This is a genomic window from Acidovorax sp., assembly GCF_022763525.1.
Lineage (GTDB): Bacteria > Pseudomonadota > Gammaproteobacteria > Burkholderiales > Burkholderiaceae_C > Acidovorax.
Map to the genome: position 1 here is coordinate 14,607 of NZ_JALEGG010000087.1, position 25,538 is coordinate 40,144.

The following is a 25,538-nucleotide window of genomic DNA, read 5'->3' on the forward strand; positions in this document are numbered from 1 at the left end:
AATGCCCCGATGGACTTCAGCTATACCCCTTCTTATGCCAGCACGCGCTTGCCGGTGTTCGCCCGCAACGTGGTTTCCACCTCCCATCCGCTGGCTGCCCAGGCGGGCCTGCGCATGCTGCAGCAGGGCGGCAACGCCGTGGATGCTGCGGTGGCGGCGGCAGCGGCCATGACGATCTGCGAGCCCGTGAGCAACGGGCTGGGCAGCGATGCTTTTTGCATTTTGTGGGACGGGAAAGCCCTGCATGGGCTCAATGCCTCCGGCCGCGCCCCCGCTGCCTGGACGCCGTCTTACTTTCATAGCCGCTACGGCGAGGGGCAGGCCAGCCCGCCTAAGCGGGGCATCGATTCCGTCACCGTGCCGGGCGCCGTCAGCGCCTGGGTCGCCTTGTCGGAGCGGTTTGGCAAGCTGCCTTTTGCCGACCTGATGGAGCCCGCGGCCGAGATCGCCGAGCGCGGCTACCTGGTGCCAGTGGTGGTGCAGCAGAAGTGGGCGGCCGCGGTGCCCGAGCTGCACGTGCAGCCCGGCTTTGCGCAGAGTTTCATGCCCTGGGGCCGCGCGCCGCAGGTGGGCGAGCTGTTCCAGTTTGCTGCAGCAGCGCGGGCGTTGCGGGCCATTGGCGCGACGCGCGGCCAGGCGTTCTATACGGGCGAGATTGCACAGGCGCTGGTGGCCTTTTCGCAGGCGCTGGGTGGGGGGCTGACCTTGGCGGACTTCGCGGCGCACCAGCCGGAGTGGGTGGCGCCCATCGCCCGCGACTACCGTGGCTACACGCTGCACGAGATTCCGCCCAACGGCCAGGGCATTGCTGCCCTGATCGCCCTGGGCATCCTGGAGCAGTTCGACCTGGCCGAGCTGGCGGCGGATGGCGCCCGTGCACAGCATCTGCAGATCGAGGCGATGAAGCTCGCGTTTGCCGATGTGTACCGCTATGTGGCCGAGCCATCGTCCATGGCGGTGACCCCCGCGCAAATGCTCGATGACGCGTACCTCGCCTCCCGTGCCAAACTCATCGACATGAACAAGGCGCAGGATTTTGGGGCAGGCAACCCGGCCAAGGGCGGCACCATTTATCTCACGGCGGCCGACGAGAACGGCATGATGGTGAGCTTCATCCAGAGCAACTACATGGGCTTCGGCTCGGGCTGTGTGGAGCCCACGTTCGGCATCAGCCTGCAGAACCGCGGCCAGGCGTTCAGCACCGACCCGGCGGGTGCCAATGCCGCCAACCTCGTGGCACCCGGCAAGCGGCCGTTCCACACCATCATCCCGGCCTTTCTCACGCAGGGCGGGCAGCCGGTGATGAGCTATGGCGTCATGGGCGCGAACATGCAGCCGCAAGGCCACCTGCAAACCCTGGTGCGCATGCTCGACTACGGGCAGAACCCCCAGACCGCGTGCGACGCGCCGCGCTGGCGCTTCAACGAAGGCCTTTCCCTCAATGTCGAAGCCAGCATGGCCCCCGGCACCGTGCAGGGGCTGCAGGCCCTGGGACACCAGCTGGATGTGCTGCAGGACCCCTACCAGGACTTCGGCGCGGGCCAGTTCATTTGGCGCATGGGCGATCCCAAGGTGCAGGGCTACGTGGCAGCCAGCGATCCGCGCCGTGATGGGCTGGCGGCAGGGTACTGATGAAACTCCCCCTGAGTCGCCTTCGGCGCCTTCCCCCTCTCTCGCTGCGCGGGAGGGGGACGCCACCGGTGGCCTGGCGAAGCCAGATCCATGGTGGCACTGGCTTGGGCTACGCCACTTGCCAGCGACACGGGTCGTACGCACGTCATTGATGAGTGGAAAGCTATATTAAAAGTGCCTCCAGCCCAATCACCACAAGCGCAAGCAGCTAGAAAAAATGTAGCAACCGGGCTCGTCCTGGCGCTGCTGGGCTCCATCGCCTTCAGCGGCAAGGCCATCATCGTCAAGCTGGCGTACCGCTATGGCGTCGATGCGGTCACGCTCATCATGTACCGCATGCTGTTCGCGCTGCCCATCTTCGCCGTGATGGCATGGTGGGCCAGCCGGGGCCAGCCACCTTTGACTCGCAAGGACTGGCTGGGCGTGCTGGGCCTGGGGCTCACAGGCTACTACCTGGCGAGTTTCCTGGACTTCGCCGGGCTGGCCTACATCAGCGCAAGCCTGGAGCGCCTGATCCTGTACCTCAACCCGACGCTGGTGGTCGTGCTGGGCTGGGTGCTTTACCGGCGCAGCATCACGTGGGGGCAGGCGCTGGGCATGCTCATCAGCTACTGCGGCGTCGTGCTGGTGTTCGGGCATGAGGCCAATCTGCAGGGCGCCAACGCGGCCTGGGGCACCTTGCTGGTGTTCCTGAGCGCGGTGAGCTATGCCATTTACCTGGTCTACAGCGGCGAAATGGTGCGGCGCCTCGGCTCGCTGCGGCTCGTGGGCCTGGCCACCTCCGTGGCGTGCCTGCTGTGCCTGTTGCAGTTCGTGTTGCTCCGCCCCCTGAGCGCCGCGGTGGTGGCCCCTGAGGTGGTCTGGCTGTCCATCCTGAACGCGACGCTGTGCACGGCGGCCCCGGTGCTCATGGTGATGATGGCCATTGAACGCGTGGGTGCGGGCACGACGGCGCAGACGGGCATGGTGGGGCCCTTGTCGACCATCCTCATGGGCGTGTGGATCCTGGGCGAGCCGTTCACGGTGTGGGTGGCGGCGGGCACGGCGCTGGTGTTGGCGGGCATTTTCGTGTTCACGCAGATGGCGCGCCGTCAGGCACCGTAGCCCCCGTCACGTGACATCTGATGCGGATCGCGCGCGGACTGGACCCACAGCAGCGACTACGCTGCGAACCACGCCGTGGCCTTCGATGTGGACAGCCGTTACGAACCCGTGCAGGGCCTGCACCGCACCATTCAGCGTTGGGTCTGCAAGGCACCCCGTGCCTCGGTGATGCTCGCCAAGGGCAAAGAGACCTTCGTCTGGGAGTTTTAGGAGCGGCTAACAAAGCTCTTCTGGCGTCGTTGCAGCGTCTTGCCGTACGACTTCTTGTACTGCCTGCGACGCGGCGCCTCGCCAGAACCACTTCGCTGAGTTTGGTTAGCGCCAAGTCCGCCGGTGAGGCGGCGTTGCTTATCCAGTCTTCTTGGTCGGCCGGGCCGCAGGCGCCGGTGCCGGCGTACTGGCAGGCGCGTTGCCGCCCACGCGCTGGGCAATCGAGGCACGCGAGCCGCCCAGGCCATCGAACTGCCGGCCCATGGACTGCTCCAGGTAGTCCAGGCGTGCTTGTGCTGCGGGGTGGGTCGACATCGTCAGCGTGAACATGGGATTGTCGGGCGTGACGGTGCGCAGCTGCTGCAGCACCGAGACGAGGCCATACGGATCAAAACCCGCCTTGGCCGCCAGCGATACGCCGGTGCGGTCTGCCTCGAACTCGTCGGTCTGGCTCAGTCCCTTGGTATAGACCGTTCGGAACAGCGACAGCAGCTGGTCCTTGACGAGCTGCCCCGCCACGTTGCTGGTGCGGATCTGCGAGGCCAGCAGCTGCGTGCCGACGCCGGCCATGGCGCTTTGCCGGATGGCCTGCAGGTGATGCTTGGCAGTGACGTGCGTGATCTCGTGGGCCAGGATGCCCGCCAGCTCGGACTCGTCGGCACAGCGGTCGATGAGCCCCTTGGTCACAAACACGTAGCCGCCCGGCGCCGCGAAGGCGTTGTAGCCCGCGTCGTCGAGCACCACAAAGGTCCAGGGCAGGCCGGCCCGGGGAGATTGCAGGCTGATCCAGCGGCCCAGACGGTTCACGTAGCGCTGCAGTGCCATGTCCGGGTGGGCGGGCTTGGCGCCCAGCAGCAAGGCGGCCAACTGCCGGCCAATCTCGATTTCCTTGGGCTCGTCGATGTTCTCCATCGACTGCGTCAGCAGGCTGATCAGGTCGTCGCCCTGCGCCGCGGGAGCCGACCTGCCGCCCGTGATGGCAGAGCCCAGGCCGCCGCCCAGCGAGTTGAGAATGTTCATCATGCCCTGGCTGTGGGCGGCCAGCGGGGCCGCGGCGAGCACCGTGCACAAGGCTACCGTCTGTGCGCGGCGTTTCCAGGTGGAAATCCGGTTCATGGGCATCTCCTCAGTTGGGGCTGTAGTTGGGGTCGGCGGGGTTGCCGGAATTGCTGCCGGAGCTGCGGTTCGAGGTGGGCAGTGCAGGCTGTGCCAGCGCGGGCACCTCGCGGGATTGCAGGGACGCGGAGCTGGCGAACTGGCGTGCCTGGTCGGCATTCACCCGCAGGCCTTCCACCCTCCCGACGGCCGCAGGGTCGGGCTGTGCATTGGCGATGTCTTCAGCACCCAGGCCGCGAATGCCCACCGTGGAGGTGGCGGTGGTGGTGGAGCCACCGGTGCCGCCAAACAATCCACCCAGGCCCCGCAGTCCGCTGGTCGCCGCGTTGTTGGAGGGGGTGGCCGCACCCGACTGCGGGCCCAGATCGAACATGTGCACCCAGCCGCTGGCGCCTTGCTGCGTGCTCACCTTGGTCCAGGGGCCCTTGCGCTCGTTGGTGCGCGTGACCACGGTGTTGGCTTCCAGCGGAGCCACGCTCGCGCCGCCGTCGCTGGGAGCGTCGCGCAGCTGGGTGGCCCGCTTGATCACGGCCGCCTCCTGCGCATGCACGCTACCTGCCAGGGGCGCCAATGCGGCGCATGCCAGCCAGGTGGCCAGGGCTCCGCGGTGCAGCCAGTTCATGTTGCAGCTCTCCACTTATGATGATTCGATGATTTTGTGAGTGCTGCAGGTGGCAGCAGAACCGGAGATTGTTATGGATTTGGGTATCGCAGGCAAATGGGCGCTGGTGTGCGGCGCCAGCAAGGGGCTGGGCTATGGCTGTGCTCAAGCCCTGGTGCGCGAGGGCGTCAATGTGGTCATCAATGCCCGCAATGCGCAGGCGCTCGAACAGGCTGCTAGCAATTTGGTAGCTGATGCCGCGCTTGCTGCAAGCGCGGGGGGGCAAAAAATTGTCCAACCCCAGGTCGTGGCGGTGGCCGCCGACATCACCACGGCCGAGGGGCGCGCGGCCGTGTTCTCGGTGCCGGGTGGGCCGGGGCGCGACTTCGACATCGTGGTGACGAACGCGGGTGGCCCGCCCACCGGAGATTTTCGCGACTGGGACCGCGATGCCTGGATCAAGGCGGTGGATGCCAACATGCTCACTCCCATCGAGCTGATCCGCGCCACGGTGGACGGCATGGCCGCACGGGGCTTCGGGCGCATCGTCAACATCACCTCCAGCGCCGTGAAGGCCCCCATCGACATCCTGGGCCTTTCCAACGGCGCGCGCAGCGGGCTGACCGGCTTTGTGGCAGGGGTTGCTCGCAGCAAGATTGCCGCGCAGGGCGTAACCATCAACAACTTGCTGCCGGGAAAGTTTGACACCGATCGGCTCGCGGCCACGGTGGTCGCCGCCGCCGGCAAGTCAGGCAAGTCGGTGGACGATGTCCGCCAGGCCCAGCAGGCCCAGATTCCGGCAGGCCGCTATGGCACCGCGCAGGAGTTCGGAGCGATCTGCGCCTTCCTGTGCAGCCAGCATGCCGCGTACATGACCGGACAGAACATCCTGGCCGATGGGGGCGCCTACCCAGGCACGTTCTGATCGGCAGCGGTGTGCCAGGCAGGAGTGCGCCGTGGCTTATTGCACACAGTTTTCGCCTGCGAGGGGGGGAATATGGTGAAAAATGTGAACTGAGAGTTTGCGCGCCAGAAAAGGGAAGCGGGGCAAAGTGCGATCCGTAGCGAGGTCTCTTTCCCACCTCCCGCTTCGATGCCTTCCGCCGCAGGCTCCCCGCACCCATTTGAAAGTACCGGACATGAGACCGCATATTCATCCTGCAGACGGAGCTTCTGGTCCTTGTGGATTCCACGGGTTTTCGGGTTGTGCCGGGCGTGTGTCGGATGTGGCCGCCGGGCGCAGCCCTTTGCGCCCGGGTGGCAAGCTGCTGGGGACGCTCGGGCTGCTGAACATCGCGTGGCCCTGCACCCGGGTTCTGCCATGAGCCGCCTCCGCCATCGCATCGCGATCGCCTGTGCAGCCCTGGGCTTGCTGTGCGCGGGCGTGCCGCAGGCCGGAGGCCAAACCGCGACACCCAGTTCCGCGCCCGCCGCGGCGGCGGCGCCGTACAAGCTGCGCATCGTCGGCGGCTTGGCCGGCATCAACCAGTACACGCGCCAGGAAGAACCGTTCTGGAGCAAGGAACTGTTGCGCCTGAGCGGCGGGCGGTACGATGCCGAGATCGTGCCCTTCGACCGCGCAGGCGTGCCTGGCACCGAGATGCTTCGGCTCCTGCAACTGGGCGTTGTGCCGTTTGGCACCACGCTCATGAGCTCCTTCACGGCCCAGTACCCTGAATACACCGCCCCCGATCTGGCGGGCCTCAATCCCGACATCGCCACGCTCAAGTCCACCCTGGCCGCATTTCGCCCCTACCTGGAAAAGCGGATGCGCGAGCAGCATGGCGTGGAGCCGCTGGCCGTGTATGTGTACCCGGCCCAGGTGGTCTTCTGCAAGAAGCCACTGCGTGGCCTGGCCGACTTGGCAGGACGCCGCACCCGCGTGTCTTCGTCCACCCAGGCGGACTTTGTCGCCGCACTGGGCGGTGTGGCCGTGCTGACGGGGTTTGCCCAGATCGTGCCCAGCCTCACCGATGGCAACACCGAGTGCGCGATCACCGGCACCATGTCGGGCAACACACTGGGCTTGCCCGGCATCACCACCCACGTACATGCCATGCCGATCACCTGGGGCTTGGCGATTTTCGGGGCCAACCGTGCGGCGTGGGAGGCTCTGCCGCCCGATCTCCGGGCGCTGCTGCGCCGGGAATTGCCTCGGCTGGAGGCCGCCATCTGGGACGAGTCCGAGCGCGAGACCTCCGATGGCATGGCCTGCAACCGGGGTCTGCCTACTTGCCAGGGCGGTCGCAAGGGCAAGATGGTGATGGTGCCAATCTCTGCCCAGGATGAGCGCAGCCGTCAGGAGATCCTGGCCTCCACGGTGTTGCCGCGCTGGGTTCAGCGCTGCGGAGTGCGGTGTGCCCAAGTCTGGAACCAGACCATCGGCCCCGTCCGAGGCGTGTCTGCGAGCGCAGCCAAATGAGGGATTCCCCGACGCCACGACGCATCAGGGCTTTTGTGTGGGCAGCGACCATGGTGTTCATGGGCGCTGTGGTGCTGGTGTCCGTGGCGCTGGTCATGAATGCGCGCCGGGTCGCGCTGGATGATTACGAAGCCCAGGCCAGCCGCTTCGTCGCGGGCGCCGAATCGGCGCTCAACCGTTCCCTGCTGGCCGTGGATGTGCTGCTGGCCAGCATGGATGAGTTGCTGGGCCTGTCGGTGGCGGTGAACGACTGGGTGGATGCGGCCCCGGCCAGCGAGCGCCTGCGCAGCTCGGCCCGGCAGAACCTGATGGTGCGCTACGTGGCATTGCTCAATGCCCAGGGCCAGACCCTGGCGTCGTCGGACGCTTCGGGTGGCGCCCTGGCAGTGCAGCTGCCCCCAGGCTTTCTCGCGTCGGTGCTGGAGCAGTCCGTCTCCACGCTCATGGTGAGCCCGCCGGTCGTGAGCTTCACCACGGCCGAACGCGTGCTGTACTTTGCGCGCCACCTGCGCATGGCCGACAGTACCCGGGTAGTGGCGGTGGCCGAAGTGCCAGTGGGGGCGCTCAGCTCGGTGCTGGTTCAGGGCGTGGACATCAGCGGCCTGCAGGTCACGCTGGAGCGGGCCGGCGGCGAACTGCTGCTGAGCGTGCCCCACCGCGAAGAGCCGGCCGCCCCCTTGCTGAAGCCCCCTTTGCACGAGGTGACTTCCGCTGGGCACGAATGGCGCGCCGCTGCCCGGCTCAGTGGTGACCCCGCGCTGGTCGTGTACCGGCCCGTGCTGTACCAGGACCTGCGCATCTCCGCGAGCATTCCATTGCGCGACGCACTGGCGGGCTGGCGCGAGCAGCGCACGGCCATCGGGCTCACGGGATTGCTGTTCGTGGCAATGATCGCGGCCGCCGGCGTTCTGGCGCTGCGCTATCTGGACCGCCTCTCGCTCGCGCGCATCGCGATCGCGCAGTCCAAGGCCACGCTCGACCAGGCACTGGAATCGATGGTGAGCGGCTTCCTGCTGCTGGACGGGGAGCAACGCGTCGTGCAGTGGAACAGTCGGTTCGAGGAGATCTTTCCGTGGCTTCGCGGCGTGATCGCCCCCATGCTGCCGTTTCGCCGCGTGATGGAGGAAACCTCGCGGCATCACCTGCCGCGCGCCAGCGAGGAGGAGCGCATGCGCTGGGTCGAGCTGCGGCTGCTCAAGCAGAAGCAGCACCAGGAGCCGCATGAGCAGGTGCTGCCCAATGGCCGCACCATCCAGATCACCGAGCGGCCCACGCCCGAAGGCGGGCTGGTCATCACCTACCACGACGTGACGGCCCTGCGCCGCGCCAGCGCCGAGATCGAGAGCCTGGCGTTCTACGACCCGCTGACCAACCTGCCCAACCGGCGCCTGCTCATGGACCGCATGCAACAGGTGGTGGCGGCCAGTGTGCGCAGCGGGCAGTATGGCGCGCTGCTGTTCCTGGACCTCGACCATTTCAAGACGCTGAACGATACCCAGGGCCACGAGGTGGGCGACATGCTGCTGCGCCAGGTGGCCGATCGCCTGAAGACCTGCGTGCGCCGTGAGGACACCGTGGCACGGCTGGGGGGAGACGAGTTCGTGGTGATGCTGCATGAGCTGTCGACCCGCAGCGAAGAGGCGGCCGCGTATGCGCGGCGCGTGGGCGAGAAGATCCTGCGCGCACTCAACGTGCCATATTCGCTGGGTGCGCTCAGCTACCACAGCACCCCCAGCATTGGCGCGACGCTGATGGGCGGGCCGCTGCAGCCCGGTGGCGTGGATCCACTCAAGCAGGCTGACATCGCCATGTACCAGGTCAAGTCGCAGGGGCGCAATGCGCTTTGCTTCTTCGACCCGGAGATGCAGATCGCCATCAGTGCCCGGGCCCAGTTGGAGACCGATCTGCAGACGGCCCTCGCGGCGCGCCAGTTCGTGCTGTACTACCAGCCCCAGTTCCACCTGGACGGGCGCATGGTGGGTGCGGAAGCCCTGATCCGCTGGGTCCACCCCGAGCGCGGGCTGATTGCGCCCGGCGCCTTCATTGGCGTGGCGGAAGAGAGCGAACTGATCGTCCCCATGGGCCACTGGGTGCTGCGCACGGCCTGCGAGCAACTGGCGGCCTGGCAGAGCGACCCGCGCTGCAGCCACCTCCAGCTGTCGGTCAACGTGAGCGCGCGGCAGTTCCGCCAACGCGATTTTGTGGCCCGCGTGGTCGAGGTGCTGCGCGAGACCGGCGCGCGGCCGCACTTGCTCAAGCTGGAGTTGACCGAGTCGCTGGTGCTCGACGATGTGGAGGACACCGTCGCCAAGATGGGCCTGCTCAAGACCAAGGGTGTGCGGTTTTCCGTGGACGACTTCGGAACCGGGTATTCGTCGCTGGCCTACCTCACGCGGCTGCCGCTGGACCAGCTCAAGATTGACCAGTCCTTCGTGCACAACCTGGCCGTGCGCCACACGGACGACGTGATCGTGCAGACCATCATCGGCATGGCGCGCAACCTGGAGCTCGACGTGATCGCTGAGGGTGTGGAAACCCTCACCCAGAAAAACCTGCTGGCGGAATATGGCTGCCAGCTCTTCCAGGGCTACCTCATGGGCATGCCCGGTCCGGTGGAAGAGCTGGAAGCGCTACTGCACAACGGCGCGGTGGTGGCGCCGCCTCCCGGCGCTCCGGCGGGGGCTGCGTCGACAGCGCCAGACGCTGCGGCCTGAGCAAGGGCCAGAAAAGCGAGCTTCCTTCCTGCGCGCTTCTTGCAAGGGGTCGCTACTTGCGCGATGACACCACAATGCCGCCCACAATGAGCGCAAAGGCCAGGCCGTGGAACAGCTGCGGCGTCTCGCCCAGGAACGCGGCCGACAGGATGCCGGCAAACAGCGGTGTCAGGTTGACAAAAAAACCGGCCACCGCCGGCCCTGCACGCTGCACACCCACACCCCAGCACCGGTAGGCCAGCACGGCCGGCCCCACGGCGATGAATGCCAATGCGGCCGCCAGCGGCCAGCCCCATGCGATGTGGGTGCGGCCGGTGGCCCACTCGGCACCGGCAAAGCTGCCCGACCAGGCCAGGCCGAACACCATCTGCGCCATCAGGAATGCGGCCCAATCGCCGCGGATGTTGGAGGGCTCGCTCGTGCGGGACAGCAGCCAGCTGTAGAACGCCCATGAGATGGTGGCCAGCAGCATGAACAGATCGCCCGGCACCAGACGGAAGGCCAGCAGCTGCGCCCATTCGCCCCGGCTGAGCACCAGCAGCACGCCGCACATCGACAGCAGCGCGCCCAGCAGCTGCCGCCGCGTCACGGCCGCGCCAAAGAACAGCGCGCCCACGGCCAGCATCCACACCGGCATGCTGGAGCCCACCAGCGTCACGTTGATGGGCGTGGAGGTCTGCAGCGCCATGTACTGCAGCGCGTTGTAGGCGCCGATGCCCAGGAGCCCCAGCAGTGCATAGCGGCGCCAGTGCGGCCACAGCGGGCTGTCTTTGCGCAGCACTTGGTGCGCCAGCGGCAGCAGGATGAAGAACGCCAGCACCCAGCGGATGAAGTTCAGCGTGATGGGAGGAATCAGATCGTGGACCAGGCGCCCGGTGACGGCATTGCCGGCCCACAGCAGGGGCGGAACCACCAGCAGCACGGCCGTGCCGGGTGTGAGTTTTTGAGTCATGGGGCTGCACTGTAACGGTGCGCGCGTTGCGCTGCAGCAAACTGCGGGAACGCCCTTGAAGGAGACCGGGCAGATGGGTGCGGCGGTAGGCGCCATCTGCCGATTCGTGGCAGGATGGCCGCCGTTTTGGTGTGTGTCGGCCCGGCCGGTACCTCGTTCCCCCCATTCGTCCGCTTTCCATTTTCCGTTCGTCCGTTCGCCACAGGAGCCCCCATGAGCCTTGCCGTCCAGATCCGCCAGCACGGTGGACCCGAAGAACTCCACCTCGTCGATGTTCCCGTCGGCGAGCCCGGTCCGGGCGAGGTGCGCATCCGCCACCACGCCATCGGCCTGAACTTCATCGACGTGTACCACCGCACCGGCCTGTACCCGCTGGGCATGCCAGCCACCATCGGCATGGAGGGCGCGGGCGTGATCGAAGCCGTGGGCGAAGGCGTCACGCACCTCCAGGTGGGCGACCGGGCTGCCTATGCCAGCAACCCGCCCGGCGCGTACAGCGAGGCGCGCGTGATGCCCGCCAAGTGCGTGTGCAAGCTGCCCGACGCGATCAGTTTCGAGACCGGCGCAGCCATGATGCTCAAGGGCCTGACGGCGCAGTACCTGCTCAAGAAAACGCTGCCCGTGGAGGGCCTGCAACCTGGCGACCATGTGCTTTTCCACGCGGCGGCGGGCGGCGTGGGGCTGATTGCCACGCAGTGGGCCAAGGCCCTGGGCCTGCAGCTGATCGCCACTGCCGGCTCCGACGCCAAATGCCAGCTCGCGCTGGCCAACGGCGCTGCCCATGCCATCAACTATCAGCAGGAAGACTTCGCGGCCCGGGTCAAGGAGATCACCGGCGGCAAGGGGGTGAAGGTGGTGTACGACTCGGTGGGCAAGGACACCTGGGACAAGTCGCTCGAGTGCCTTCGCCCCTTTGGCTTGATGGCCAGCTTTGGCAACGCCTCGGGTCCCGTGCCACCGTTCGCGCCCGGCAGCCTGGGCGCCAAGGGCTCGCTCTACGTCACGCGCCAGACACTGTTCACCCACATCGCCACGCGCGAGTCCACCCAGGCCATGGCCGACGACCTGTTCGCCGTGGTGGCCAGCGGCCAGGTCAAGATCCACATCGACCAGCGCTACCCGCTGGCCGAGGTGCAGCAGGCGCATCGCGACCTGGAGGCACGCAAGACCACGGGCTCCACGATCCTCACACTGTCGTGACTGCCGCGCTGCAAGCCTGGCTGCAGGCGGCGCGCCAGCGCGCGCAGCAGCCGCCTGCCCAGCCGCGCCTGCCCCTGTGGGTGGCCGGGCAGTCCGTTGGATCGGTGGCGGAGGGGGTTTTGAATGAAATTGGCCTCCAGCGCTTGAAGGACAAGCGCTATAAGCTATCAAAGCAGGAGCATTCTGCCGGAGTAGCCTGGCACCTGGATGTGCCTGTGGCGGCAGCCACTGACGCCCTCAATACCCTGGCTGCCGCGTTGCGCGATGCCGACCTTTGCGGCCCCTGGCGGAGCGAGCAGTTGGCGGTGTGCAACCCGGCGGGCGAGCGTGTGGCCACGGTGGAGCGCGGTGCCGTGCGTGTGCTGGGCATCTCCACTTCCGCCGTGCACCTGGTCGGCCAGGCGGTGGATGGGCGCATGTGGGTGCAAAGGCGCGCCCTCACCAAGCCCAACGACCCCGGGCTGTGGGACACGCTGATGGGCGGCATGATCGCCGCCACCGATTCGCTGCAGCAGGCCCTGGTGCGCGAAACCTGGGAAGAGGCCGGCCTGCGCGTGGCCGACCTGCACCAGGTCTCGCATGGCGGCCACGTGCTTTTCAGCCGCCCCAGCAGCGAAGCCAGCGGCACAGGCTACATGGTGGAACGCATCGACTGGTTCCGCGCCACGGTCCCCCAAGGCCTGACGCCTGCCAACCAGGACGGCGAGGTGGACGAGTTCGCGCTGCGCACCCCTGAAGAGCTGTACGCCCAGGTGGCAGACGGCCGTTTCACGCTGGAAGCCGCGCTGGTGATGGCCGCGCACTGGGGGCTGTAGCTGATCGCGCCGGCAGCGCTGCAGTGGGGCTGCAGACGCCTTATGGTCCAACGTCCGGAGCGGGCGGATCCCAGTCCCGGCGTCGCAGGCGCACAGCGCAGCTTTAAGCCTGCTCGTTCAGCGCACGCAGCCGACTGGGCGCCAGCGCGCCGGCCGATTCGAGGATGGGGTAAGCGACCGAGCACAGCAGCGAGTTGATGCGCTTGAGCTCGCTGATCAGGTCGATGTGCAGGGAACTGGTCTCGATGCTCTGCACTGTGTTGTCGGACAGCCGCGCGAGGTGGGTGGCCGAGTACGCGTGCTCCAGGTCGCGGAAACGCGCTTTTTCTTCCAACAGCTTTTGCGCATCGCGCACACTGCCGTTCAGGAACACGCTCATCGCCAGCCGCAGGTTGTCGATCAGGCGGGCGTGCAGTTCGTTGATCTCTTCCATGCCCGCCTCGGAGAACTGGCGTCCCTTCTTGATCTTCTTGTCCTCGATGTCGATGAGTACGCGCTCGATGATGTCGCCGATCTGCTCCATGTTGATCGTGAAGCTGATGATGTCGGCCCAGCGGCGGCCCTCGCGTTCGTCCAGGGCCTCGCGCGAGATCTTGGTCATGTAGTACTTGATGGCCGAGTACAGGCCATCCACCTCGTCGTCGAGCTTGCGCAGGTCCTGCGCGAGCTGCAGGTCGTCGGTGCGGATCACCTTGTGCAGGCCCAGCAGCATGGACTCGACCACGTCGGCTTGGTGCAGCGCCTCGCGGGCGGCGCAGGAGATGGCCAGCGAGGGCGTGGCCAGGGCCGAAGGGTCCAGATGCTGCGGACGCGTGCCCGCCGCCTGCGCCTTTTCATGGGGCAGCAGGCGCTGCACCGCGCGCGCCACCGTGCCGGTCAGACCGATGCAGATGATGCCGACCACGACGTTGAACGCCAGATGGAACAGCACCACCAGCGTCGCAATGTCGGGCACATAAGGGCGCACGTGCTTCAGCCAGAGGCCGGCGACCGGGGTCATGATGACGACGCCGATGATCTTGAAAAAGAGGTTGCCCAGTGGTACCTGGCGGGTCTGCACGTTGGCCTTCAGCGTGGTCAGCACGGCGAGCACTCCGCTGCCCAGGTTGGCGCCCAGCACGAGGCCGAGGGCCACATCGGGCGGAATGCCGCCCGAGCCTGCCAGCGCGGCGGTGAGCAGCACGGTGGCGAGGCTCGAATAGGCGACGATCGCCAGGACCGAGCCGGTGAAAATTTCGAGCAGCAGGTCGCTGGTCAGCGCCCCCAGCAGGGTGCGCACGGTGGGCGACTGGGTGAGCACCGTGGTGGATTCGGTGATGAGCCGCAGTGCCAGCAGCATCAGGCCGAGCCCGATGAGCACGCGGCCCACGCGGCCCACGGCCGTGTCCTTGCGTGAAATGAAGAGCACGACGCCCGCGAAGATAAACAGTGGGGAGAGCCATGAAAGGTCCATCGAGAACACCACGGCCATGACGCTGGTGCCCACGTCCGCCCCCAGCATCACGGCCAGCGCAGCCGGCAGCCCGACCAGCCCCTGGCCCACGAAGGACGACACGATGAGTGCCGTTGCCGTGCTGGACTGCACCACCGCCGTCACTCCCAAGCCGGACAGCACGGCGGTGAAGCGGTTGCTGACGCTGCGCGCAATCAGCTGGCGCAAATTGGCGCCAAATACGCGCAGGATGCCGGTGCGCACCAGGTGCGTGCCCCAGATCAGCAGTGAGACAGCTGCCAGCAGATTCAAAAGATGCTTCATGAAAACCGTCGATTCTTCTTCTTGGAACGCGCGGACCGCGGCGCTGCGCTTTCAGGCGGTGGATGGCGCCATCATGCACCCGCAACGCGGACACTCGCTACGGGGCCCGTGCCGGAAGATGGCTCCGATGTGCCATGCTGCACGGTGGCCGCATCTGGCGATGTGCGGGCCGGGAACGGCACCCACCACTTGTCACAAATCTGACATATGAGGATACCCGGGATTGCCGGCGCCCGGTGTAGGCAGATGCAGGCAACCGCGCCGGTGGACGGGATTTGGTGGCGCCCCATGAAAAAGGCCCGCGCAGGGCGGGCCAGTCAGCTCTGGAGCGCCGTGTCAGCGCTCGCGGCGTACGCGCAGGAACTCATCCAGGATCAGGCAGGCTGCGCCCACGCTGATGGCCATGTCGGCCACATTGAATGCCGGGAAGTGGCCGCCCGGGAAGATGCCCGAGAGAAACGTCCAGTGGAAGTCGAGGAAGTCCACCACGTAGCCGTGCATCAACCGGTCCACCACATTGCCCACGGCCCCGCCCAGAATGCTCGACAGCGCGAAGCCGAAGAGCTTCTGGCCCGGGTGCGCCCGCAGCTGCCACACGATGAACACCGTGGCCGCGAGGCCGATGCCGGTGAACAGCCACCGCTGCCAGCCCCCCGCGTCCTGCAGGAACGAGAACGCCGCCCCCGTGTTGTGCGCCCGCACGATGTTGAAGAAGCTGGTGATCACCGTGCCATCGCCCAGCTTGTAGTGCTCCAGGATGAGCGACTTGGTGACCTGGTCGGCCACCAGCAGCAGCACGGCCCAGGCCAGCCAGGGCCACATGCTTGCGCCGGATCGCCCGGCCAGCGACGACCGCGCCATCAGGCGTGCGCGCGGCTCTCGCCGCTGCCGTAGAGGTTGCTGGTGCAGCGGCCGCACAGGGTGGGGTGCGCGGCATCGTGTCCCACATCGCTGCGGTAGTGCCAGCAGCGGTCGCATTTCTGGTCGGAACTGGCCTTGACGCTGATCTGGAGAGCGCTACCAGCTACCAATTCAATAGCAGATGTGATGAACACGAATTTCAGGTCGTCGCCCAGGCTGGTCAGCAACGCATGGTCCTCAGGGGCTGCGGTCAGCACGACATTGGCCTGCAGCGAAGACCCCACCTGACCGGCGGCGCGCAGGGCCTCGATCTCCTTGTTCACCGCGTCGCGGATCTCGCGCAGGCGGGCCCACTTGGCCAGCAGGCCCTCATCGGCGTGGGCAATGGTGCCGTAGGTTTCCAGGAAGATGGAGTCGGAGCTGCCGAACACCTTCCACGCCTCTTCGGCCGTGAACGACAGGAACGGCGCCATCCAGCGCAGCATGGCGTGCGTGATCTGGTAGAGCGCGGTCTGCGCGCTGCGGCGCGCCAGGCTCTTGGGCGCGGTGGTGTACAGGCGATCCTTGAGCACGTCCAGGTAGAAGCCGCCCAGGTCTTCCGAGCAGTACAGCTGCAGCTTGGCGACCACAGGGTGGAACTCATACACCTTGTAGTGCGCCAGCACCTCGGCCTGGAACTCGGCCGCGCGCGTGAGCGCGTAGCGGTCGATCTCCAGCATCTGGTCGAAAGGCACGGCGTCCTGGGCGGGGTCGAAGTCGCTCACGTTGGCCAGCAGGAAGCGCAGCGTATTGCGGATGCGGCGGTAGGCGTCCACCACGCGCGCGAGGATCTTCTCGTCACCGGCGATGTCGCCCGAGTAGTCGCTCGCGGCCACCCACAGGCGGATGATCTCGGCGCCCAGTTTTTTGTTGATCTCCTGCGGATCGATGCCGTTGCCCAGCGACTTGCTCATCTTGCGGCCCTGGCTGTCCACAGTGAAGCCGTGGGTCAGCAGGCCGCGATAGGGCGCGCGGCCTTCGAGGGCCGAGGCCAGCAGCAGCGAGCTGTGGAACCAGCCGCGGTGCTGGTCATGGCCTTCGAGGTACAGGTCGGCCTCGGGGCCGGTGTCGTGGTGCACGTTCGGGTGCGTGCCGCGCAGCACGTGGCTGAAGGTCGAGCCGGAATCGAACCACACCTCCAGGATGTCGGTGCTCTTGGTGTAGTGCGGCGCGTCTTCGGCGCCCAGGATCTCTTCCACCGTCACGCGGCTCCAGGCCTCGATGCCGCCCTTTTCCACGATGTCCGCCGCCTGGTCCATGATTTCCATGGTGCGCGGGTGCAGTTCGCCCGAATCCTTGTGCAGGAAGAACGGGATGGGCACGCCCCAGCTGCGCTGGCGCGAGATGCACCAGTCCGGCCGCCCGGCGATCATGTCGTGCAGGCGGGCCTTGCCGTTCTCGGGGTAGAAGCTGGTGTGCTCGATCGCATCCAGCGCGATCTGGCGCAGCGTCTTGGCGGGCTTCATGCCTGGCTTTGTGAACACGCCTTCGCCTTCGTCCATGCGGATGAACCACTGCGCGGCGGCGCGGTAGATCACCGGCGTCTTGTGGCGCCAGCAGTGGGGGTAGCTGTGCGTGATGTCCTTGGTGGTCATCAGGCGGCCCGCGTTGCGCAGGGCTTCGATGATGACGGGCACCGCCTTCCAGATGTGCTGGCCGCCAAACAGCGGGAAGTCGGCCGCATAGGTGCCGTTGCCCTGCACGGGGTTCAGGATCTCGTCGAGCGCCATGCCATGGGCGCGGCAGGAGTTGAAGTCCTCCAGCCCGTAGGCGGGCGAGGAGTGCACAATACCCGTGCCGTCGTCGGCCGTGGCGTAGTCGGCCAGGTACACGGGCGACAGGCGGCGGTAGCCAAAGCTGCCGTCTTCGCCCGCCACGTCGTACAGCGGGTGTTCAAACTCGAGACCACCCAGCTTTTCACCGGCGGTGGTGGCGATCACCGTGCCGGTGAGGCCGTAGCGCTCCAGGCACTGCTCCACCAGCGCTTCTGCCAGCACCAGGTAGCCCTTGGGCGTGTCCACCAGCGCGTACATCAGCGTGGGGTTCAGGTTCAGCGCCTGGTTGGCGGGGATGGTCCAGGCCGTGGTGGTCCAGATGACGATGAAGGCGTCCTTGGCCAGGGCAGGTGCGCCGAAGGCTGCGGCCAGCTTGGCGGGCTCGTGCGCCTTGAAGGCCACATCCAGCGTGGTGCTCTTCTTGTCCTGGTATTCGATCTCGAACTCGGCCAGCGACGAGCCGCAGTCGAAGCACCAGTACACGGGCTTCAGGCCGCGATATACGAAGCCCCGCTCCATCACGCGCTTGAACGCGCGGATCTCGCCCGCCTCGTTGGCGGGGTTCATGGTCTTGTAGGGGTTGTCCCATTCGCCCAGCACACCCAGGCGCTTGAAATCGTCCATCTGCTGCGCGATCTGCTCGGTGGCATAGGCGCGGCTCTTGGCCTGCATGTCGTCGCGGCTGAGGTTGCGGCCGTGTTTCTTCTCGATGGCGTTTTCGATCGGCAGGCCGTGGCAGTCCCAGCCCGGCACGTACAGCGCATCAAAGCCTTCGAGCTGGCGCGCCTTGGTGATCATGTCCTTCAGGATCTTGTTGACCGCGTGGCCCATGTGGATCTGGCCGTTGGCATAGGGAGGGCCGTCGTGCAGGATGAACTTGGGGGCGCCGCAGCGGGCATCGCGCAGGCGCTTGTACAGGCCCTTGTCTTCCCATTCCTTCACCCATCCCGGCTCGCGCTTGGGCAGGTCGCCGCGCATGGGGAAGGAGGTATCGGGCAGGTTCAGCGTGCTGCGGTAGTCAGCGGCTGAGGTGGTGGATGCGGTGCTGGCGTTGTCGTCGGACATGGGGAGCCTTAAAACAGGGCATTCCGGGGCAGGGCCCGGAGCAAGAACGGGATGGAGCGCGAAGGAGAGCGGGCCCGTCAGGCGGGCGCTGCGAGAAGCAGCTCCCTCAAATTCGGTCGCGGGTGGTCTGGCGACGGGTTTCGGTGTGGTTGGGCGCAAGCACCGAGGCAAAGTAGGCACGCGCTTCGGCGCAATCCTTGGAGATGCCGGCTGTCAGGGCGTCCAGGCCATGGCGGGTTGGCTGATCTTGCAGTGTGTGCAGTGGTTCCACGCAGAGATTTTACTGTAACGTCTTCGAGAGCCCTTCATCCCGGGCCACCAGGGCGGCGGCAAGCGCGACGGGGTAGTTCAGCAGATGCGATCCCGCCATCAGCGCCTGCCTCAGCACCGGTTGCAGGGTGGGCTCTCGACCGTCCATTCGCAAGAGGCTCAGCGAACCCTGGGCGCCATGGCTCAGCCACAGGCTGCGGCCGTCGCCTGCCAGTGCGGCGCCTCGCACGTTGTCGACCGGGGTGACGAGGGATAGCGACTGGTCGTCCAGGCGCCAGAAGGTCAGCAAACCAGGGGTCGGGTGCGTCACCACGGCCAAGCCCTCGCGGGGAAGCACTGCGATGCTCAGGGCCTCTCCCAGCAGGCGAGGGGCGAGGTCCTGCACGGACGGCAGGCCCCGCAAGGTGGTTTCGCTTCGCTGGCACCAGCTGACACTTCCCGCGTGGTCCACGCCCAGCCCGAGCCGGGGGGCGGAAGCGATCACTGCGGTGTTGTCAGAGACCGGCGCCATGTGCCCGGTGTTGAAAGCCGAGCCCGACATCTCATGGCGATCCAGCAGTCGGCGCGTTTTCACATCGATGTAGCTGACGCAGGGGGCCGGATCTTCTCCTGCGGCCCCGCCGCCGTTGGTCACGGCCAGCACCCGCCCACCTTCCACCAGATGACAGTCGTGCGGACGGGCCCCGAAACTCGGGAAGTCGCCGAGGTAACGCAGGGTGCTGGCGTCACGCATGCCGATAAAGCCCCGCCCCTGCGCGTCGGACTCTGTGCTGAGCAGCAGTCCTCCGTCATCGGCGAGCACGCCATGACCATAGAACTGCCTCTGCTCGAAAGGAGCGATGGTTTGCACAAACCGTTGTTGCTCCAGGTCGAAAACCCCGGCCCCGGGGCCGTGCTTTTCAAAAAAGAATGCCCGGGTCTTCTGGCGGACGTCCAGTGCCCAGCCATGGGGAAAGAACGGGGACTCGATCAGGCGTGCGCCTTGCACTTGCAGGCTGGCGTAGGCCAAGGCGGTTTTGTGAGGGGCTCCAGCACGCTCCTGGTAGCGGCACCCGGCAAACAACTGGTCGCCTTGCATGGCGGGCGACATTGCGGCCGCTGAGGTAGGGGTGCTGCGGGATGCCATGGAGACTGGGAGAAGGGTGCAACCCATTGCGTGGGCAAGAAGGCTGCGCCGGTTGATTTGGGGGCGGACAGGGGGTTGAATCAGGTGGCGCATTCACGGGCTTTCGACCAAAGGACCTCTCCGGATGAACCTTCCGCCTCGGGACGCTGTTTGTCAACCCGGGGCTTGGGTGTTGTCTATCCCCAGCGGCGGGTTTCGCCGAGTCTCAAAATGCTGGCGGGCCTGGATGCAATCCCGGGCAATCCCCTCCTTCAGCGCATCCAGGCTCGGGTACTTGAGTTCATCGTGCAGCTTGTGGAGTAGTTCCACATGGACGATCTTGCCGTAGGCATCGTCTGCGCCCAGGTGTTCGGGCCAGTCCAAACAGTGGGTCTCCAGGAGCACCCGCCCTCCATTCACATCGTCGGGGTCCAGGGAGGGCCGCACGCCCAGGTTGGCCACTCCGGGTAGCGGACGGTCCGTGAGGCCTTGCACGCTGACGGCAAAAATGCCACTGGCGGCGGGTTTCCAATGGCTGAACCGCATGTTCAGCGTGCGAAATCCCAACTCGCGCCCCAGCTTGCGGCCGTGCACCACATGCCCGCTGATCGTGTACGGCCGCCCCAGCAACCTCGCTGCGGCCTCCATGTCGCCGGCTGCCAGGGCCTGGCGGACGGCGGAGCTGGATACGCGCAGTCCGTGCACCTCGTAGCTGTTCATGCGGGCCACATCAAAGCCCTTTGCCTGCCCAGCGGCGTCCAGCATGGCGTAGTCGCCTGCGCGCTGGCGGCCAAAGCGGAAGTCATCGCCCACCAGCACGTAGCGGGCTCCCAAGCCCTGGATCAGCACGTCCTGGATAAACGCTTCCGGGGATTGGGCGGCCAGCTTGGCATCAAAAGGCAGCACCACCGTTTGCTGAACGCCGCAGCGCCGCAGTTCGGTCAGCTTGTCTCGCAAGGTTCCGATGCGTGCGGGTGCCAGTTCAGGCTTGTGCAGGGCGCCGGCGAAGTAGTCGCGCGGATGCGGCTCGAATGTCAGCACGCAGCTCTCCACGCCCCGATGCGCGGCCTCGCTGTTCAGCAGGGCCAGCATGGCTTGGTGCCCCCGATGCACACCATCGAAATTACCGATGGTCAACGCACAGGCATCCGCAATGCCAGGGTGGTGAAATCCGCGAAAGATCTTCATCGGTTTGTTATCTTTTTGATAGCACCATGCGCAGGTCCATCAAGCGCAGGACGCCAATTTGTCATGAAAACGGAGTATATTGTGATCTACGGCTGTCCCTGCGCAGGGCTGCCCGCGAGACTCCGCGTTCCGAATCCTTGTGTACTTTGTGTTCCAGGAGGCGTGTTTTGAAGGTCTTGAAGCTGTCAGCCCAGGGGCTGCCCCAATCGTGGATATCACTGGAGCAAGCGGTCATCCATTACGCCGCTGGCGAGGTGCGCTGGGAGTCTGGCGGCCAGATCGCGCGTTTTCGCGGGGGGCACAACGCCGTCACGGGCGAGCAGTCGGTCATTGCCATCAACAGCATCATCGGCACCAAGGGGGTGCCCAGCATCAACCCCTTCGACCTCAAGCCCAGCCTCACCAACAGCAAGCTCTTTGCCCGCGACCGCAATGTGTGCGCCTACTGCGGCGGGCAGTTCCATGAAGAGCACCTCACGCGCGAGCACATCGTGCCCTTTGCGCGCAACGGGCAGGACCATTGGATGAATGTCGTCACCGCCTGCCGCCCGTGCAACCACCGCAAGGGCCCGCGCACGCCCGAGCAGGCCCACATGCCGCTGCTGTACGCCCCCTATGTGCCCAGCCTGTGGGAGGACTTCATCCTGCGCAACCGGCGCATCCTGGCCGATCAAATGGAGTTCCTGATAGCCCACGTCCCCAAGTCGTCCCGGCTTCTTGTGTAGGGGAGCGGCCAGTACGAGCCTGCTGCTGGCGCTGCTGGTCGGTCTTGCCATACGGGGAGTCTGGGCACTGCGCCGCCTTGACCGCTCTGCCTGGTGCTTAGCGCGGAGCACGGCTACCTGACCCCGCCCGTCCATTCAATATGTCAACTCCAGAAATACCAAGTGGCCGCTCGCTGCAGGCCATGTTTGCCCCACCACGCGCTCTCCATTGAATTCACCCGCAATGCTGCGCACGCCGCCCGATGGCTTGACCTTGGCCGAGGCCACGCCCGCGCCGGGGGGCACACCGGCCGGCGCAGCACCATCGAGCAGCATCTGGTCGCGCGCCGGGTCCAGGTAACCGCGGGGGCGGGTCAGCGTGACCACGCTCTCGGCGCCTTTGTCGGCATCGGCCATGCGCTCTGCGCGCAGGTGGACGATGTTGCTGCTGCGCGGGAAGCCGCTGCGGTAGATGTGGGTGGTGGCATAACCCGGCGCGGTGATCACGAACTCGACGGGCGAGCCGGCGGGCACCGTCAGCGGACCCCATTGGCCATCCGCACCCACGGTCTTGCGCAGCAGGGCGCCGCCGGTGCGGGCGCCGGTGGCGGGGTCAGTGGCATACACCTCCAGCTGAGCTCCCCTCAGGGGCAGGTTGTTGCTGAAATTGCCGGTCTGGGGGGCTGCTGGGTCCACGCCCAGGCCGGTGACCTTGCCGTTCAGCACCACCTGCGTTTCTGCCGCGATGGTGGTGAGCTGCGGCGCCTTGCCTGTGATGAAGCGGTAGGCGGCTTCGAACGCGGCGGGCGAGTACGAGGTTTCGCGGTGGTCGATGCGCGGGATCACGATGTTGGTGGCGCCCTTGAGCTCAGGGCCTGCGGCGGTCACGTTCGTGGGTTTGCCCTTCTGGCCGATCCACACGCCATCGGGCTGGGCGAACTTGTCGTTGTTGTCCGAGCGGATGGTCATCCACTTCACCGGGCCGCTCACCTCGTCGCCCGCGGCGTTCTTCGGTGCGTTCAGGGCCATGAGGAACGGGCCAGTGCCCGAAAACTCGTTGCCTTCGCGGAAACCAGGAATCGCCCACACGCCATGGTTGGGCGTGCCGCCCAGGATGGCATGGCTCACGGTGCGGTCGCCACCGCCGTTGTAGATGTAGTTGCGAATGGCGTTGCCCCCGCGCGAGTTGCCCACCAGCACGACCTGGCTGGCGCCCGTGGACTTCAGAACCTTGTCTACCTCGGCCTTCAGGTAGGCCATGTGCTCAGCCGCGGAAGTGCGGCCCGGCTGGGCCTTGGCATCGTCGTCGCGCGAGAGCGGATAGGGCACGTCGATGGCATGCAGGCGCTCGCGGGGCCAGCCGTTCGATTCAAACCGCCACACGGTGGTCTGCCACAGCGCGGCGGTGTCGCCGTTGCCATGCACGAAGACGATGGGGGGTGTCTCTGCGAGGCTGGGGCTCTTGGTGGCGCAGCCGGCCAGGGTCAGCGCCAGTACCGATGTCGCGGCTGCGAGCACGAATCGGCGGGTGAGAAGAGCGGTGGGGTTCATGGGAGCTCCGGAAAGTAAAAATGCCCGTGGACAGGGAAATCCACGAGCATCGTTGGCGGGTATGACGCGCCTGCGTCAGATCAGGTCAGGCGACTCAGGCAAAGACGCCCGCCGTGTCCTGCATGCGGGCTGAAACCTCGCCCAGGTGGTGCAGCGTGTCGCCGTAGGTCATCTCCAGCTGCGTGAGCTTCTTGAAGTAATGGCTCACGATGTACTCGTCGGTCACGCCGATGCCGCCATGCATCTGCACCGCCTGCTGGCCCACAAAGCGCATGGACTGCCCCAGCTGCACCTTGGCACGCGCGATGGCGCGGCGGCGCTCATCGGCGGGGGCGCCGAGCTTGAGGCTGGCGTAATAGCTCATGGAGCGGGCCAGCTCCAGCTGCATCTTCATGTCGGCCGCGCGGTGGCGCAGCGCCTGGAAGCTGGCGATGGGCACGCCGAACTGCTTTCGCTGGTTGAGGTAGTCGAATGTGACGGCGGCGGTCTTGTCCATCACGCCCACGGCTTCGGCGCACAAGGCGGCGATGCCCACGTCCACGGCCAGCTCCAGCGCTGCCAGGCCGTCGGTGGTGACGAGGGTGGCTGGGGTGTTGGAGAGCTGCACTTCGGCGGCGCGGCTGCCATCCTGCGTGACGTAGCCTTGCGTGGTGACACCGCTGGCGGTGCGCTCCACCAGGAAGAGGGCGATCTTGCCGTCGAGTTGGGCAGGAAGGAGGAAGGCGTCGGCCTGGTCGCCTGCGGGTACTATGTTTTTGATAGCTGCTACCGCATATCCAGACTGCGCCGGAACCGCTTTTGCCTCGCAAACGTTCAGGCGGTAGCGGGCCTTGCTCTCTTGCTGGGCCAGCACCACCAGGGCTTCGCCGCTGGCAATCTTGGGCAGCCACGCAGCCTGCACGTCTTGCGCGCCAAACTGGGAGAGCACGCTGCTGGCAATGAAGGCCTGGGCCAGGGGCTCCAGTACGATGCCGCGGCCCAGCTCTTCGGCCACCACCATGGCGTCAATGGCGCCCTGGCCCATGCCACCGTGTGCTTCGGGCACCGTCAGGGCCGTGAGGCCCAGCTCGGCCAGCTCGCCCCAGGCGGCGCGGTCAAAGCCGCCCGCAGCCACGGCCGCGCGGCGGCGTTCGAATGTGTAGCCCTTGTCCACCCACTTGCGCACGGCATCGCGCAGTTGTTCCTGGTCGTCAGAAAAATCGAAATCCATGTTCTTGTCTCCTGGAACTTGGGATCAGCCGAGGACGGTCTGAGCCACGATGTTGCGCTGCACTTCGTTGGAGCCGCCGTAGATGGTGGTCTTGCGCAGGTTGAAGTAGGTGGACGCCAGCGGCGCGTTGGCGGTGACGCCGCCCGGGAAGTTGCCCTGCCAGCCGGCTTCCATGGCTTCTTCGATGAAGGGCAGGCTGAACGGGCCGGCGGCCAGCATCATCAGCTCGGCATAGCGCTGCTGGATCTCGCTGCCCTTGATCTTGAGCAGCCCTGCGATGTCGAGCGAGTTCTTGCCGCTCTTCTCGGCCGAGAGCACGCGCAGCACCAGCATCTCCAGCGCCACGATGTCCACTTCCAGCAGGGCGATCTGGTCGCGGAAACGTACGTCGTCCCAGACGCCTTCGGCCCTGGCGATGCGCTTGAGGCGCTCCAGCTCGCGCTTGCTGCGGTTCACGTCGGCGATGTTGGTGCGCTCGTGGCTGAGCAGGTGCTTGGCGTAGGTCCAGCCCTTGTTTTCTTCGCCGATCAGGTTCTCGGCGGGCACTTCGACGTTGTCGAAGAACACCTCATTGACTTCGCACTCGCCGTCCAGCAACTTGATGGGGCGCACGGTGACGCCCTTGGACTTCATGTCGAGCAGCAGGAAGGAGATGCCGGTCTGGGGCTTGCCCTCGGTGCTGGTGCGCACCAGGTTGAACATCCAGTCGCCGTACTGCCCAAGGGTCGTCCAGGTCTTCTGGCCGTTGACGATGTACTTGTCGCCCACGCGTTCGGCGCGGGTCTTGACGCTGGCCAGGTCCGAGCCCGAGCCCGGTTCGCTGTAGCCCTGGCTCCACCAGACCTCGCCGCTGGCGATGCCGGGCAGGAAGCGCTTTTGCTGCTCGGCATTGCCAAACGCCATGATCACCGGCGCCACCATCACGGGCCCGAAGGGCACGATGCGCGGCGCACCCGCCAGTGCGCATTCTTCTTCGAACAGGTGCTTTTGCACGGCCGTCCAGCCCGGCCCGCCAAATTCCTTGGGCCAGCCGAAACCCAGCCACCCCTTCTTGCCCAGGATCTTGGCCCAACCCTGCAGGTCGTCGCGGGTCAGGCGCAGGGCGTTGTGCACCTTGTGCGAAATTTCTTTCGGTAGATTGGCTTGAACCCAGGCGCGAATTTCCTCGCGGAAGGCCTGTTCTTCGGGGGTGAATGCGAGATCCATCGGTTTGTCTCCAAATGATCCCGCAGTTGTAGCACGGTCGTT

General features: G+C 66.3%; 20 protein-coding genes and 1 pseudogene. 9 read left to right on the forward strand and 12 right to left on the reverse strand.

Annotated features, from left to right (window positions below; genetic code table 11):
* Positions 1–9: 9 nt before the first annotated feature.
* From MRY84_RS06715 to MRY84_RS06725, 3 genes are all read left to right on the forward strand, one after another.
* On the forward strand, positions 10–1,632 hold the full coding sequence (locus MRY84_RS06715) for a gamma-glutamyltransferase family protein (protein ID WP_291504968.1): 1,623 nt from the start codon (positions 10–12) through the stop codon (positions 1,630–1,632).
* Between the two features lie 90 nt (positions 1,633–1,722).
* Complete coding sequence (locus tag MRY84_RS06720; protein WP_291504969.1) at positions 1,723–2,736, forward strand: DMT family transporter; 1,014 nt, start codon at positions 1,723–1,725, stop codon at positions 2,734–2,736.
* 75 nt (positions 2,737–2,811) lie between these two features.
* Positions 2,812–2,946 carry a hypothetical protein gene (locus MRY84_RS06725; protein WP_291504970.1) on the forward strand — a complete coding sequence of 45 codons (135 nt, stop codon included), beginning with the start codon at positions 2,812–2,814 and terminating at the stop codon, positions 2,944–2,946.
* 138 nt (positions 2,947–3,084) lie between these two features.
* Here the strand turns inward: MRY84_RS06725 and MRY84_RS06730 are convergent, their stop codons facing one another.
* On the reverse strand, positions 3,085–4,062 hold the full coding sequence (locus MRY84_RS06730) for a M48 family metalloprotease (protein ID WP_291504971.1): 978 nt from the start codon (positions 4,060–4,062) through the stop codon (positions 3,085–3,087).
* Between the two features lie 10 nt (positions 4,063–4,072).
* On the reverse strand, positions 4,073–4,684 hold the full coding sequence (locus MRY84_RS06735; protein ID WP_291504972.1) for an SH3 domain-containing protein: 612 nt from the start codon (positions 4,682–4,684) through the stop codon (positions 4,073–4,075).
* A gap of 73 nt (positions 4,685–4,757) precedes the next feature.
* Here MRY84_RS06735 and MRY84_RS06740 point away from each other — a divergent pair, with 73 nt between their 5' ends.
* From MRY84_RS06740 to MRY84_RS06750, 3 genes are all read left to right on the forward strand, one after another.
* Positions 4,758–5,588: an SDR family oxidoreductase gene (locus tag MRY84_RS06740; protein WP_291504973.1), complete on the forward strand. Its 831-nt coding sequence runs from the start codon at positions 4,758–4,760 to the stop codon at positions 5,586–5,588.
* A gap of 396 nt (positions 5,589–5,984) precedes the next feature.
* Positions 5,985–7,085 carry a TRAP transporter substrate-binding protein gene (locus tag MRY84_RS06745; protein ID WP_291504974.1) on the forward strand — a complete coding sequence of 367 codons (1,101 nt, stop codon included), beginning with the start codon at positions 5,985–5,987 and terminating at the stop codon, positions 7,083–7,085.
* Positions 7,082–9,799, forward strand: coding sequence for an EAL domain-containing protein (locus MRY84_RS06750; RefSeq protein WP_291504975.1), 2,718 nt, complete (start codon positions 7,082–7,084; stop codon positions 9,797–9,799). The genes MRY84_RS06745 and MRY84_RS06750 overlap by 4 nt, the downstream gene beginning before the upstream one ends.
* 52 nt (positions 9,800–9,851) lie before the next feature.
* On the opposite strand, the gene MRY84_RS06755 is transcribed toward MRY84_RS06750, so the two are convergent.
* A complete protein-coding gene (locus MRY84_RS06755) occupies positions 9,852–10,751 on the reverse strand; it encodes a DMT family transporter (RefSeq protein WP_291504976.1) in 900 nt (299 codons plus the stop codon).
* Positions 10,752–10,964: 213 nt separating this feature from the next.
* Between MRY84_RS06755 and MRY84_RS06760 the strand changes: the two genes are divergently transcribed.
* The gene (locus MRY84_RS06760) at positions 10,965–11,951 is read left to right on the forward strand and encodes a quinone oxidoreductase (RefSeq protein WP_291504977.1); all 987 of its coding nucleotides are present in this window, start codon (positions 10,965–10,967) and stop codon (positions 11,949–11,951) included.
* Entirely contained in the window at positions 11,948–12,766 is an 819-nt protein-coding gene (locus MRY84_RS06765) for an NUDIX domain-containing protein (RefSeq protein WP_291504978.1), read from the forward strand. The genes MRY84_RS06760 and MRY84_RS06765 overlap by 4 nt, the downstream gene beginning before the upstream one ends.
* A gap of 103 nt (positions 12,767–12,869) precedes the next feature.
* Here MRY84_RS06765 and MRY84_RS06770 read toward each other — a convergent pair whose 3' ends face one another.
* The 6 genes and pseudogenes from MRY84_RS06770 to MRY84_RS06795 all read right to left on the reverse strand — a co-directional run bounded on the left by MRY84_RS06770 (position 12,870) and on the right by MRY84_RS06795 (position 20,825).
* Positions 12,870–14,522 (reverse strand): Na/Pi cotransporter family protein, encoded by a 1,653-nt coding sequence (locus tag MRY84_RS06770; protein WP_291504979.1) that lies wholly within the window; start codon positions 14,520–14,522, stop codon positions 12,870–12,872.
* Positions 14,523–14,858: 336 nt separating this feature from the next.
* A complete protein-coding gene (gene lspA, locus MRY84_RS06775) occupies positions 14,859–15,383 on the reverse strand; it encodes a signal peptidase II (protein WP_142147832.1) in 525 nt (174 codons plus the stop codon).
* Positions 15,383–18,262, reverse strand: a complete 2,880-nt coding sequence (gene ileS / locus MRY84_RS06780) for an isoleucine--tRNA ligase (protein WP_291504980.1) — start codon at positions 18,260–18,262, stop codon at positions 15,383–15,385. The genes lspA and ileS overlap by 1 nt, the downstream gene beginning before the upstream one ends.
* Positions 18,263–18,368: 106 nt before the next feature.
* Positions 18,369–18,488, reverse strand: a pseudogene (locus MRY84_RS06785) (bifunctional riboflavin kinase/FAD synthetase); the annotation flags it as partial.
* Positions 18,489–18,542: 54 nt separating this feature from the next.
* A complete protein-coding gene (locus tag MRY84_RS06790; RefSeq protein WP_291504981.1) occupies positions 18,543–19,658 on the reverse strand; it encodes a DUF1513 domain-containing protein in 1,116 nt (371 codons plus the stop codon).
* Positions 19,659–19,811: 153 nt separating this feature from the next.
* The gene (locus MRY84_RS06795; protein WP_291504982.1) at positions 19,812–20,825 is read right to left on the reverse strand and encodes a bifunctional riboflavin kinase/FAD synthetase; all 1,014 of its coding nucleotides are present in this window, start codon (positions 20,823–20,825) and stop codon (positions 19,812–19,814) included.
* A gap of 167 nt (positions 20,826–20,992) precedes the next feature.
* Here MRY84_RS06795 and MRY84_RS06800 point away from each other — a divergent pair, with 167 nt between their 5' ends.
* Complete coding sequence (locus tag MRY84_RS06800; RefSeq protein ID WP_291504983.1) at positions 20,993–21,550, forward strand: HNH endonuclease; 558 nt, start codon at positions 20,993–20,995, stop codon at positions 21,548–21,550.
* A gap of 135 nt (positions 21,551–21,685) precedes the next feature.
* Here MRY84_RS06800 and MRY84_RS06805 read toward each other — a convergent pair whose 3' ends face one another.
* From MRY84_RS06805 to MRY84_RS06815, 3 genes are all read right to left on the reverse strand, one after another.
* Positions 21,686–23,080, reverse strand: a complete 1,395-nt coding sequence (locus MRY84_RS06805; protein WP_291504984.1) for a twin-arginine translocation pathway signal — start codon at positions 23,078–23,080, stop codon at positions 21,686–21,688.
* A gap of 94 nt (positions 23,081–23,174) precedes the next feature.
* Positions 23,175–24,290, reverse strand: coding sequence for an acyl-CoA dehydrogenase family protein (locus tag MRY84_RS06810; RefSeq protein ID WP_291504985.1), 1,116 nt, complete (start codon positions 24,288–24,290; stop codon positions 23,175–23,177).
* 24 nt (positions 24,291–24,314) lie between these two features.
* Positions 24,315–25,496: an acyl-CoA dehydrogenase family protein gene (locus MRY84_RS06815; protein ID WP_291504986.1), complete on the reverse strand. Its 1,182-nt coding sequence runs from the start codon at positions 25,494–25,496 to the stop codon at positions 24,315–24,317.
* Positions 25,497–25,538 lie beyond the last annotated feature (42 nt).